The 12,519-nt window shown below is 61.9% G+C and carries 8 protein-coding genes; 4 read left to right on the plus strand and 4 right to left on the minus strand.

Translation table 11 applies throughout. The features are described 5' to 3' along the window. Window positions 1-79: 79 nt before the first annotated feature. The 3 genes from mapR to EGM97_RS19620 form a co-directional block, all read right to left on the minus strand. Window positions 80-1,489 (minus strand): GntR family transcriptional regulator MpaR, encoded by a 1,410-nt coding sequence (mapR, locus tag EGM97_RS19610; protein WP_238964503.1) that lies wholly within the window; start codon window positions 1,487-1,489, stop codon window positions 80-82. 172 nt (window positions 1,490-1,661) lie between these two features. Next, window positions 1,662-3,074, minus strand: coding sequence for a cytochrome c oxidase accessory protein CcoG (gene ccoG / locus EGM97_RS19615; protein WP_238964506.1), 1,413 nt, complete (start codon window positions 3,072-3,074; stop codon window positions 1,662-1,664). Window positions 3,075-3,272: 198 nt separating this feature from the next. Continuing rightward, the gene (locus EGM97_RS19620; RefSeq protein ID WP_238964507.1) at window positions 3,273-3,506 is read right to left on the minus strand and encodes a DUF3203 family protein; all 234 of its coding nucleotides are present in this window, start codon (window positions 3,504-3,506) and stop codon (window positions 3,273-3,275) included. Between the two features lie 134 nt (window positions 3,507-3,640). On the opposite strand from EGM97_RS19620, the gene EGM97_RS19625 reads away from it, so the two are divergent. Continuing rightward, the gene (locus EGM97_RS19625) at window positions 3,641-4,141 is read left to right on the plus strand and encodes an MgtC/SapB family protein (RefSeq protein WP_238964508.1); all 501 of its coding nucleotides are present in this window, start codon (window positions 3,641-3,643) and stop codon (window positions 4,139-4,141) included. Window positions 4,142-4,277: 136 nt separating this feature from the next. Here EGM97_RS19625 and EGM97_RS19630 read toward each other — a convergent pair whose 3' ends face one another. Continuing rightward, entirely contained in the window at window positions 4,278-4,442 is a 165-nt protein-coding gene (locus EGM97_RS19630; protein ID WP_238964509.1) for a hypothetical protein, read from the minus strand. Window positions 4,443-4,660: 218 nt separating this feature from the next. Between EGM97_RS19630 and EGM97_RS19635 the strand changes: the two genes are divergently transcribed. The 3 genes from EGM97_RS19635 to glgB all read left to right on the plus strand — a co-directional run bounded on the left by EGM97_RS19635 (window position 4,661) and on the right by glgB (window position 12,362). Further along, window positions 4,661-6,658: an alpha-1,4-glucan--maltose-1-phosphate maltosyltransferase gene (locus tag EGM97_RS19635; RefSeq protein ID WP_238964511.1), complete on the plus strand. Its 1,998-nt coding sequence runs from the start codon at window positions 4,661-4,663 to the stop codon at window positions 6,656-6,658. Window positions 6,659-6,771: 113 nt separating this feature from the next. After that, a complete protein-coding gene (gene treS / locus EGM97_RS19640; protein WP_238964512.1) occupies window positions 6,772-10,116 on the plus strand; it encodes a maltose alpha-D-glucosyltransferase in 3,345 nt (1,114 codons plus the stop codon). An 11-nt stretch (window positions 10,117-10,127) separates the two neighbouring features. Continuing rightward, window positions 10,128-12,362 (plus strand): 1,4-alpha-glucan branching protein GlgB, encoded by a 2,235-nt coding sequence (gene glgB / locus EGM97_RS19645; protein ID WP_238964514.1) that lies wholly within the window; start codon window positions 10,128-10,130, stop codon window positions 12,360-12,362. The last annotated feature ends 157 nt before the right edge of the window (window positions 12,363-12,519 follow it).

Consider the following 12,519-nt stretch of genomic DNA (forward strand, 5'->3'; position numbering starts at 1 on the left):
ACCATGAGTCTGCGGCTGCACGCGGTCCAGTGTGGGAGCGAGCCTGTTCGCGATGAGGCCTGCACAGGCAACCCCCAAATCAGAACGACCGAATAATCCGCCCCAACGTCTCCATGGCCTTCTCCGACGCTTCTGTCCACGGGCTGCCATAGTTCAACCGGATGCAGTTCCTGAACCGTCGGGTCGGTGAAAAGATCGGGCCTGGCGCGATGCTGATGCCCTGGGCGAGGGCCATCTGGAACAGTTTCAGCGAGTCCATCTGCTCCGGCAATTCCAGCCACAGGAAATAGCCGCCCGCCGGCTGGCTGACACGGGTCTGGGCCGGGAAGTGGCGGGCGATGGCGGCGAGCATCGCGCTCTGCTGTTCTTCCAGGGCGTAGCGCAGTTTGCGCAGGTGCCGGTCATAGCCACCGTGTTGCAAATAGTCGGCAATGGCGGCCTGGGCGGGCATCGAGGCGCACAGGGACGTCATGAGCTTCAATCGCTCGATCTTCCGGGCATAGCGACCGGCGGCGACCCAGCCGATGCGGTAGCCCGGTGCCAGACTCTTGGAGAACGAACCGCAGTGCATCACCAGCCCTTCGGTGTCGAAGGCCTTGGCCGGTTTCGGCGCCTGCTGGCCATAGTAGAGTTCGGCGTAGACATCGTCCTCGATCAGCGGTACCTGATGACGGCGCAGCAGGGCCACCAATGCCTGTTTCCGCTCTTCGGGCAGGGTTGCGCCCATGGGGTTCTGGAAACTGGTCATGCACCAGCAGGCCTTGATCGGATGGCGCTCCAGCGTCTGTTCCAATACATCCAGGTCGATACCGTCGCGCGGGTGCACGGGAATTTCCACGGCCTTGAGCTTGAGTCGTTCCAACACTTGCAGACTGGCGTAGAACGCCGGCGCCTCGATCGCCACCAGATCGCCGGGCTCGGTCACGGCTTGCAGGCACAGGTTCAGGGCTTCAAGGGCGCCGTTGGTGACCAGCAGTTCCTCCATGGGCAACATCAGCCCGCCGACCATGTAGCGCAGGGCGATCTGCCGACGCAACTGCGGGTTGCCCGGCGACATGTCCGTGACCACCACCCGCGGGTCCATGTCTCGTGTGGCGCTGGACAACGAGCGGGACAAGCGTTGCAGGGGGAACAGCGTCGGGCTGGGAAACGCCGAACCAAAGGGGACGGTCGCGGGGTCCTTGATCGACTCCAGCACCGAAAACACCAGCTCGCTGACGTCGACTTTGGTGGATTCATGCACCTGGCTGCTGATCACCGGCTCGGAAAACGGACTCGGTGCATGGTGGTTGACGAAGTAGCCGGAGCGCGGCCGGGCCCGGATCAGCCCGCGTCGTTCCAGCAGGTAGTAGGCCTGGAACACCGTGGAAGGACTGACGCCATAGGTCTGGCTGGCGTAACGCACCGACGGCACCCGCTGCCCCGGCCCCAGCATGCCGGAGCGGATCAGTTCTGCGATGTCGTCGGCGAATTTCTCGTAGCGTTTCATGGCGGGTCCGGTCTCAAAATACATGGGTTGCATTCTCTCAACCTGTGGGAGCGAGCTTGCTCGCGATGGCGGCTGTACCTTCAGCATTGATGCAGGCTGACCCTCCGCTATCGCGAGCAAGCTCGCTCCCACAGTGTTTTGCATCTCCACAGGTGCTTCGCATCTTAAAGCGTCACCGATTCATCGGCGCCACAAAACGGCTCTTGGCCACGCTGTAGATCTCGGGTTCGTCACTGTCGACCACCTTGAAAGTCATCTCCTGCGAGCCGCTGCGGGGCCGTTCGCTGAGCATTGCCACCGACACCGGGACATCGACGATCTCCCCCGGCGCCAGGCTCAGTTGCGTCTTGCCCTGCAGGACGAAGCCATCGCCTTCCACCAGGGATACGCGATAATCCTGGCGCTGCTGGGTCTTGTTGATGATCTTCAGGCTGTAGATGTTCTCGATCAGGCCCTGGCTGTTTTCGCGGAACAGGCCGCGGTCCTTGCTGACGTCCAGCGAAACCATGGGCCGCTCCACGAGCGCCACCACCAGCGCCGCGATCATCACCAGCAGCACGGCGGTGTAGCCGATCAGCCGGGGCCGCAGCAGATGCGTCTTGCCCCCTTGCAACTGATGCTCGGAGGTGTATTTGATCAAGCCACGGGCGTAGCCCATCTTGTCCATGATCGAATCGCAGGCGTCGATGCACGCCGCGCAACCGATGCATTCCATCTGCAGGCCGTCGCGGATGTCGATGCCGGTGGGGCAGACCTGCACGCACATCTGGCAGTCGATGCAATCGCCCAGGCCGATATTGGCCGGGTTCACCTCGCGTTTGCGCGGGCCCCGGATCTCGCCACGGGCGGCGTCATAGGAAATGGTCAGCGTGTCCTTGTCGAACATCACGCTCTGGAACCGTGCGTAGGGGCACATGTGCATGCACACCGCCTCACGCAGCCAGCCGGCGTTGAGGTAGGTCGCGCCGGTGAAGAACAGCACCCAGAACAGGCTGATACCGGCTATTTGCAACGTCAGCAACGCTTCGGCCAACGGCCGGATCGGGGTGAAATAGCCGACGAAGGTGAGGCCGGTGAGCAGGCTGATGCCCAGCCACAGTGTGTGCTTGGCTGAGCGGCGCAGCAGCTTGTTCAGGCTCCAGGGCGCGGCTTGCAGCTTGATCCGCTGGTTACGATCGCCTTCGGTGATTTTTTCACACCACATGAAGATCCAGGTCCAACTGCTTTGCGGACAGGTGTAGCCGCACCACACCCGACCGGCGAACACGGTGATCGCAAACAGGCCGAAGGCGGCGATGATCAACAGTCCCGACAGCAGGATGAAGTCCTGGGGCCAGAAGGTCGCGCCGAAGATGTGGAACTTGCTTTCCGACAGATCCCAGAGCACCGCCTGGCGCCCGCCCCAGTTCAACCATACCGTGCCGAAGAACAGCAGGAACAGAAAACCGGCACCGCTCATGCGCAGGGTGCGGAACAGACCGGTGAAGCTGCGGGTGTGGATCAGGTTATCGGTGGTCCTGGCCGTTGACTTGCGCGGCGAAGGTTCGAAGGTCTGTATCAACTGGACGGGGATTCTATCGCTCATGGTCGGTGCTCATCAGCCGCTATCTGGCTGGCGCACTATGACCATGGAACTGTTTTCATAACAGACTCAGGTATCTCGATAAAAACCGTATCAGATGCGCTGGAGCCCAAGCCCTGCGACACTTTGATGCACCTGGCAAGACCGAACACCGCGATAGCGAGGGAACCGATTCCGTTGCTACCGCAGTGTTCGGCAACTTCAGATCACCGAGTCACTGTCCGTAGCCTTGAGGTTGCGACGTCCATCGGTCGCACCGGCGACGGTCAGCGCGTCGGCTTCGGCTTCGGTGATGTAGATCCGTTCACCGTTGAGCTCCACGGCCGACATGGCTTTGTCGGCGTCGGTGATGATCGTCAGCTCATTGGCCTGGCACTGTATCGGGCCGTTCAGCGTGTCGAACTGATAGGTATTGTCGACGATGCTCATGGTCATGATGCTGCTCCTTTGTGGGGTGATAAGCGTTAGGCGTCGCCCCAAAGTCAGGGTTCGCCATGTCGGATCAGCGGTCGGCCGCACCTCTGGCGCCGCTTGCGGTCCATCGTTTATCGGCTGCAAGAGGAGGCTGTATGGAAACGTGGTGGCATCAAGTCTGGATCACCCTGCAATCCGAATTCGCCGACATTGGCGACACGCAACAGATGACACGGGTCACCGTGCGCCTGGTCATGGCCGCGTTGCTTGGCGGGATCCTGGGCTTCGAACGTGAACACAAGGGCAAGGCCGCCGGCGTGCGGACCCACATGCTGGTGGCGCTGGGCGCGGCCTTGTTTGTGCTGGTGCCGCAGATGTCCGGCTCAGAGGCCGATGCCATGAGCCGGGTGATCCAGGGGGTCGTCGCGGGGATCGGCTTTCTTGGCGCGGGCACTATCCTGAAAAACAATGACGGTGATGAAAGCCACGTAAAAGGCCTGACCACCGCCGCCGGTCTGTGGATGACCGCCGCGATCGGGGTGGCTGCCGGGCTCGGTCGGGAAGCGACGGCGGTGCTCAGTACGATTCTGGCGCTGGTGATTTTCAGCGTGATGCCGGTGATCGTCCGGGCGTTGGAGAAGGAGGATAAGCCGTGACTTGCCAGGTCAAGTCATATTTGTGGGAGCGGGCTTGCTCGCGAAAGCGGTGTGTCAGTGGATACTTCAGTGGCAGGCAGGTCGTTTTCGCGAGCAAGCTCGCTCCCACAGGTTTTTTGTAGCCCAGGTCGATTTGTCAAACCCGCTCCGGCGGCTTCTCGTTCGGTGGATCCCCCAACGGCGGCTGTGGATCCAGCGGGGGATCGTTTTCCGGAATGGGCTCCGGGTCGGGGCCTGGAGGCGGCAGGGTGGGGTCGTCGATGTTGGGGTCAGGGGTTTCGGCCGGGATGGGGATATTCATCGGGACGGGTCTCCGTGAGGCACATGGCGTGAGTCGTGCTTATGCTTGTTGACCATGTCGGGCCGGCTTTGATCCCGAGTGCATCGAGGCAAATCGCGCTGAACTTTTGGTCGCCGGTCCGGTTCGGAGTTTAAGTGAGTTTTTTCAGGGATCTTCTTTCAAGGACTGCTGGGCCTTACTGCCACAACGTCCATGGGGCGTAAAAGGAGCGATGCTCGATGACTGCTGAACACCCGACTGACTTGGCGTACAACCCGCACTTGCCGCTGTCCCACGCCTTGTTGCTGCCGCGTATTGCAATTGAAAACACCATGCCTGTGATCGATGGCGGGCAGTTTGCCGCCAAGGCTGTGGCGGGGCAGGACGTGACGGTGACCAGCAAGGTGTTTGCCGATGGTCACGATAAATTGGCCGTGCGGATCCGCTGGCGGGCGCTGGACGATGAAGTCTGGAACAGCGAGGTCATGACCGACCTGGGCAACAACAGCTGGCGAGGCCAGTTCAACGTACCCGCGCAGGGCCGTTATGTGTTTTGCATCGAGGCCTGGTTCGACCAGTTCGCCAGCTTTCGTTATGAGCTGGAAAAGAAATACGGCGCCGGCGTGCCCATCAGCCTGGAATTGCAGGAAGGGCGCAACCATGTGCAACTGGCCGCCGAGCGCAGCGACGGCGAGTTGAGCGAGCAACTGGCCGCGTTGCACCATGAACTCTCGGGCCTGCTGCCGGAGGAGCAGGTGGCGCTGTTCCTGGCGCCACGCAGCGCCGATCTCATGTCGTTGGCCGACCACCGGCCCTACCTGAGCATCAGTCCCGAATACCCGCTGGATGTGGAGCGCAAGGAGGCAGAGTTTGCCAGCTGGTATGAGCTGTTTCCCCGCTCGATAACCGACGATCCCAACCGTCACGGCACATTCAATGACGTGCATTCGCGCCTGCCCATGATCCGTGACATGGGTTTCGACGTGCTGTATTTCCCGCCGATCCATCCCATCGGTCGCAGCTTCCGCAAGGGGCCGAACAATTCCCTGACCGCCGGGCCCGACGATCCGGGCAGCCCGTATGCCATTGGCAGCGAGGAGGGCGGTCACGAGGCGATCCATCCACAATTGGGCACGCTGGAGGACTTCCGGCGCCTGGTGGCGGCTGCCGCGGATCATGGTCTGGAGATTGCCCTGGACTTCGCCATCCAGTGTTCCCAGGATCACCCTTGGCTCAAGCAGCATCCGGGCTGGTTCAGCTGGCGGCCGGACGGCACGATCAAGTACGCCGAGAACCCGCCGAAGAAATACCAGGATATCGTCAACGTCGATTTCTATGCGGCCGATGCCATCCCCAGCCTGTGGATGGAGCTGCGGGACATCGTGGTGGGCTGGGTCAAAGAAGGCGTGAAGATGTTCCGCGTCGACAACCCGCACACCAAGCCGCTGCCGTTCTGGCAATGGATGATCGCTGATGTGAGGGCGCAGTACCCCGAAGTGATTTTTCTCGCTGAAGCCTTCACCACGCCGGCGATGATGGCGCGGCTGGGCAAGGTCGGTTATTCCCAGAGCTACACCTATTTCACCTGGCGCAACACCAAGGCCGAGCTGGCCACCTACTTCACCGAGCTCAACCAATCGCCCCTGCGCGAGTGCTACCGGCCGAACTTTTTCGTCAACACCCCCGACATCAACCCGGCCTTTCTCCACGAGTCGGGACGCCCGGGCTTTCTGATTCGCGCGGCGCTGGCGACCATGGGCTCGGGTTTGTGGGGCATGTACTCGGGGTTCGAATTGTGCGAATCGGCGCCGGTACCGGGCAAGGAGGAGTACCTCGACTCGGAAAAATACGAGATCCGTCCAAGGGACTTCACTGCGCCGGGCAACATCATTGCCGAGATCGCCCAGCTCAACCGTATCCGTCGGCAGAACCCGGCGCTGCACACTCATCTGGGCCTGAAAATCTATAACGCCTGGAACGACAACATTCTGTTTTTCGGCAAGCGCACGCCCGACGGCAGCAATTTTGTCCTGGTGGCGGTGAGCCTGGACCCGCACAACCCCCAGGAAGCGAATTTCGAGTTGCCCCTTTGGGAAATGGGCTTGCCGGACGACGCCCAGACCCAGGGCGAGGATTTGATGAATGGACACCGCTGGACCTGGTACGGCAAGTACCAGTTCATGCGGATCGACCCAGCCTACCAGCCATTCGGGATCTGGCGGATCAGCGCGGCGTAAGGCTGTGTAACGAGAGATGCCAGCGGGAGCCTTTGTGAAGAGAGGATGTATCCCCTCGCCACAAATGAGCCCTTGTGTCCCAACGGCCTTATTGAATTCATCAGGAGTTGCAAATGGCGAAAAAACCGCGGTCCGCCACGTTCATCAAGGATCCGCTCTGGTACAAGGATGCGGTGATCTACCAGGTCCACGTCAAATCGTATTTCGATTCCAACAACGACGGCATCGGCGATTTTCCTGGCCTGATCGAGAAACTGGATTACATCGCCGACCTGGGCGTCAACACCATCTGGTTGCTGCCGTTCTACCCATCACCCCGGCGCGACGATGGCTACGACATCGCCGAATACCGTGGTGTCAGCCCGGACTACGGCACCATGGCCGATGCCCGGCGCTTCATTGCCGAAGCCCACAAGCGCAACCTGCGGGTCATCACCGAGCTGGTCATCAACCACACCTCGGATCAGCATCCGTGGTTCCAGCGGGCCCGCAAGGCCAAGCGGGGCTCGGCGGCGCGGGATTTCTACGTCTGGTCCGATGACGATCACAAGTATGACGGCACGCGGATCATTTTCCTCGATACCGAGAAATCCAACTGGACCTGGGACCCGGTGGCCGGCCAGTACTTCTGGCACCGCTTCTATTCCCACCAGCCCGATCTGAACTTCGACAACCCGCAGGTCATCAAGGCCGTGTTGTCGGTGATGCGCTACTGGCTGGACATGGGCATCGACGGCCTGCGCCTGGACGCGATCCCGTATCTGATCGAGCGTGACGGCACCAACAACGAGAACCTGCCCGAGACCCACGATGTCCTCAAGTTGATCCGCGCCGAGATCGACGCCAACTACCCGGACCGCATGCTGCTGGCCGAGGCCAACCAATGGCCGGAAGACACCCAGTTGTACTTTGGCGATGTCGATGCCCAGGGCCTCAATGGCGACGAATGCCACATGGCGTTCCACTTTCCGTTGATGCCGCGCATGTACATGGCGCTGGCCCAGGAAGACCGTTTCCCCATCACCGATATCCTGCGCCAGACCCCGGAAATTCCCGCCAACTGCCAATGGGCGATCTTCTTGCGCAACCACGATGAGTTGACCCTGGAGATGGTCACCGACAAGGAGCGCGACTACCTGTGGAACTACTACGCCGCCGACCGGCGGGCGCGGATCAATCTGGGGATTCGTCGACGCCTGGCGCCGTTGATGGAGCGCGACCGTCGCCGCGTCGAACTGCTCAACAGCCTCTTGCTGTCGATGCCTGGCACGCCGACCTTGTACTACGGTGACGAGATCGGCATGGGCGACAACATCTACCTGGGCGACCGCGATGGCGTACGCACGCCAATGCAATGGTCGATCGACCGCAACGGCGGCTTCTCCCGGGCCGACCCGGCCAGCCTGGTGCTGCCGCCGATCATGGACCCGCTGTACGGCTACCAGTCGGTCAACGTCGAGACCCAGTCCGGCGATCCGCATTCGCTGCTCAACTGGACCCGACGGATGCTGGCGGTGCGCAAGCAATCCAAGGCGTTCGGTCGTGGCACCTTGAAGATGCTGTCGCCGAGCAATCGCCGGATTCTGGCCTATACCCGCGAATACACCGGGCCCGACGGCAAGCACGAAATCATCCTGTGCGTGGCCAACGTGTCCCGTAGCGCCCAGGCCGCCGAGCTGGATTTATCCGCGTATGCCGGCATGGTCCCGGTGGAGATGCTGGGAGGCAACGCCTTCCCGCCTATTGGCCAGCTGAATTTCCTGCTGACCCTGGCACCGTACGGTTTCTATTGGTTTGCCCTGGCGGCGGAAAACCAGATGCCGAGCTGGCATGTGGAACCGGCCCAGAGCCTGCCGGACTTCACCACGCTGGTGCTGAAAAAACGCCTGGAAGAATTGCTCGAAGCCCCGGCGCGCACCACGTTGGAGCAAACCATCCTGCCGAGCTGGTTGCAGAACCGGCGCTGGTTCGCCGGCAAGGACAGTGCCATCGAAAAAGTCGACATCGTCTATGGCGTGCGCTTTGGTGAGCCACAGCATCCGGTGCTGCTCAGTGAAATCGACGTGACCAGCGCCGGGCAGACGCTGCGCTATCAATTGCCGTTCGGCCTGCTGGCCGAGGATCAGGTGGGGGCGGCGTTGCCACAGCAACTGGCGCTGTCGCGGGTTCGTCGGGGGCGTCAGGTGGGGCTGATCACCGATGCGTTCAGCCTGGAAACCTTCGTACGGTCCGTGCTGCAAAACATGCAGGCCGGTACGGTGCTGCCCTGCACGGACGGTGAGCTGCGTTTCGAACCCACCGAAGGGCTGGCTGCGCTGAACCTTGGGGACGTGCCGGAGGTGCGTTACCTGTCCGCCGAGCAGTCCAACAGCTCGGTGGTGGTGGGCGGCAGCCTCGTCCTCAAGCTGATCCGCAAGGTCGCGTCCGGCGTGCATCCGGAGCTGGAGATGAGCGCGTACCTGACGGCGGCGGGCTTCAGCAATATCTCGCCGCTGCTGGGGGCGGTGATTCGCCGCGACGCCCAGGGCGAGGATGCGTTGCTGATGATTGCCCAGGGCTACCTGAGCAATCAGGGTGACGCCTGGGAATGGACCCAGAACAACCTGGAGCGGGCCTTGCGCGACGAGTTGGCCGATGCCGTGTCCGAGCAGGAGCAGCATTACAACGCCCTGGGCGAACTGAAGGATTTTGCCGGCATGCTCGGTCAACGCCTGGGGGAAATGCACCAGGTACTGGCCCAGGCCACCGACAATCCGGACTTCGCTGCGCAGAAAACCACTGCCAAGGATGCCCAGGCCATCGGCAAGGACGTGGCCGCCCAAGTGGAAAATGCCCTGCGCCTGCTTAAACAGCACCAGGATCAATTGAACCCTACGGACCAGGCGATGGTCGCACGCTTGCTGGAACACAGGAAAACCGTTCTGGCTCATGTACAGGAACTGGCCGGCAAGGCTGCCGGTGGCTTGCGCATCCGCGTCCATGGCGATTTGCATCTGGGGCAAGTGCTGGTCATCAAGGGCGACGCCTACCTGATCGACTTCGAAGGCGAGCCGGCGCGGCCGTTGCATGAGCGGCGGGGCAAGCACAGCCCGTACAAGGACGTCAGCGGCGTGCTGCGCTCTTTCGACTATGCGGCGGCCATGGCGATTCACTTGCACACCGTCGACAGCACGGCCGATGCCGACGCGGCCCGGCAACGGGTAGCCAATCGTTATCTGACAGAGGCTCGCCAGGCATTTGTCCAGGCATATCGGCTGGCGGCAGCTAGTCTTGCCCATGAGTGGAAGGATGCTGAAGGCGAAGACGCCGCGCTGGCGTTGTTCGGCCTGGAGAAGGCGGCCTATGAAGTGGCCTATGAAGCCGAGAATCGCCCCGCCTGGCTGCCCGTGCCGTTGCACGGTCTGTACGGGCTGTTGAGTGGGCTAAAACCCTTTTCCGACTTAGCCGGACCGATTTAGTGGAGAGAATCATGAGTGTCTCGAACAAGGATCCACAGGGGCAGGCCAAGGAGTCATTGCTGCCGTCCCTGCGTGACATCGACGCGTTGGTGCGCGCCGAACACCACGACCCGTTTTCCATACTGGGACCTCACAGCGATGGTGCTGGCGGACAGTTTATCCGGGCTTACCTGCCCGGTGCCCTGAGCGTGCAGGTCGTCGCCCGTGATGGCGGTGAAGAACTGGGTGAACTGCAACTGACCGAAACGCCGGGTCTGTTCGTGGGCCATTTCGACCGCGCCCAGGCCTACCTGTTGCGCACTCGCTGGGCCGGAGGCGAGCAACTGGCCGAAGACCCTTACAGCTTCGGGCCGCTATTGGGGGAGATGGACCTTTATCTGTTCGCGGAAGGCAATCACCGCGACCTCAGTTCCTGTCTCGGTGCACAACTGACCACCGTCGATGGTATCGAAGGCGTGCGCTTTGCCGTCTGGGCGCCAAATGCGCGACGGGTCTCGGTGGTGGGGGATTTCAACGTCTGGGACGGACGTCGCCATCCGATGCGCATCCGTTATCCGTCGGGCGTCTGGGAGTTGTTCATCCCCCGCCTGGGCGCCGGGGAAGCCTACAAATACGAAATTCTCGGCGCCCACGGCATCCTGCCCCTCAAGGCGGATCCGGTGGCGCTGGCCAGCCAGATGCCACCCGATACCGCTTCGAAAGTGGCCACGCCGTTGAAGATCGAGTGGCAGGACGACGAATGGATGCAGCATCGACGCGAGCGCCAGCTACCCGGCGCGCCGTTGTCGATCTACGAACTGCACGCCGGCTCCTGGCAATGCGAAATCGACGAGGCAGGGGAGGTGTCTCGCCAATACAACTGGCATGAACTGGCCGAGCGGTTGATCCCCTACGTCAAGGAGCTGGGCTTCACCCATGTCGAGTTGATGCCGATCATGGAGCACCCGTTTGGTGGCTCGTGGGGGTATCAACCGCTGTCGCAGTTCGCCCCGACGGCGCGTTACGGTTCGCCGGATGACTTTGCCGCATTCGTCAACGCCTGCCACCAGGCCGGCATCGGTGTGATCCTCGACTGGGTGCCGGCGCATTTCCCCACCGATACCCACGGCCTGGCCCAGTTCGATGGCACCGCGCTCTATGAATATGGCAATCCACTGGAAGGCTTCCACCAGGATTGGGACACCCTGATCTATAACCTGGGCCGTACCGAAGTCCATGGCTTCATGCTGGCTTCGGCGCTGCACTGGCTGAAGCATTTCCACGTGGACGGCCTACGGGTGGATGCCGTGGCGTCGATGCTGTATCGCGATTATTCGCGCAAGGCCGGCGAGTGGGTGCCCAACCGCCACGGCGGACGCGAGAACCTGGAAGCCATCGATTTCTTGCGGCATCTCAACGATGTGGTGGCGCTGGAAGCACCCGGTGCCCTGGTCATCGCCGAAGAGTCCACCGCCTGGCCCGGCGTCAGCCAGAGCACGCAACAGGGCGGCCTGGGCTTCGCTTACAAATGGAACATGGGCTGGATGCACGACTCGCTGCATTACATCCAGCAGGATCCGGTGTACCGCGCCCACCATCACAACGAACTGAGTTTCGGCCTGGTGTACGCCTGGTCCGAGCGGTTCGTCCTGCCGATCTCCCATGACGAAGTGGTCCACGGCAAACGCTCGTTGATCGACAAGATGCCCGGCGACCGTTGGCAGAAATTCGCCAACCTGCGGGCGTATCTCAGTTTCATGTGGGGCCATCCGGGCAAGAAGTTGCTGTTCATGGGCTGTGAGTTCGGCCAGTGGCGCGAATGGAACCACGACCAGCAATTGGACTGGTACCTGACGCAATACGCCGAGCACCGTGGGGTGCAGAAGCTGGTCAGCGATTTGAACCGCCTCTACCGCGAGGAGCCGGCGCTGCATGACCAGGACGATGCGCCGCAAGGCTTCCAGTGGTTGATTGGCGACGATGCGATGAACAGCGTCTATGCGTGGCTGCGCTGGAGCAAGGAGGGGCGGCCGGTATTGGTGGTCGCCAACTTCACGCCCGTGCCGCGCGAGCGCTATCGGGTCGGCGTACCGTTCGCCGGACGCTGGGTGGAATTGCTCAACAGCGACGCCGACACTTACGCCGGTTCCAACTATGGCAACGGTGGCGGCGCCTCCGCCGAGGAAGTGCCCAGCCATGGCCAGGCGCTGTCGCTGGAACTGAACCTGCCGCCGTTGGCGGTGTTGATCTTGCGGCCGGAGGGTTAGTTGCCGATGGCTGTGGTGGTCCTGAATCAGGATCACCACAGGTCCCATGTGGGAGCGGGCTTGCTCGCGAAGAGGGCCTGACAGCCACTGTCAATGTCGACTGTCACACCGCTTTCGCGAGCAAGCCCGCTCCCACAGGGGGGGCGCAGGAGGCCGG

It is taken from the genome of Pseudomonas sp. AF32 (assembly GCF_022342325.2).
Classification (GTDB): Bacteria; Pseudomonadota; Gammaproteobacteria; order Pseudomonadales; family Pseudomonadaceae; genus Aquipseudomonas; species Aquipseudomonas uvaldensis.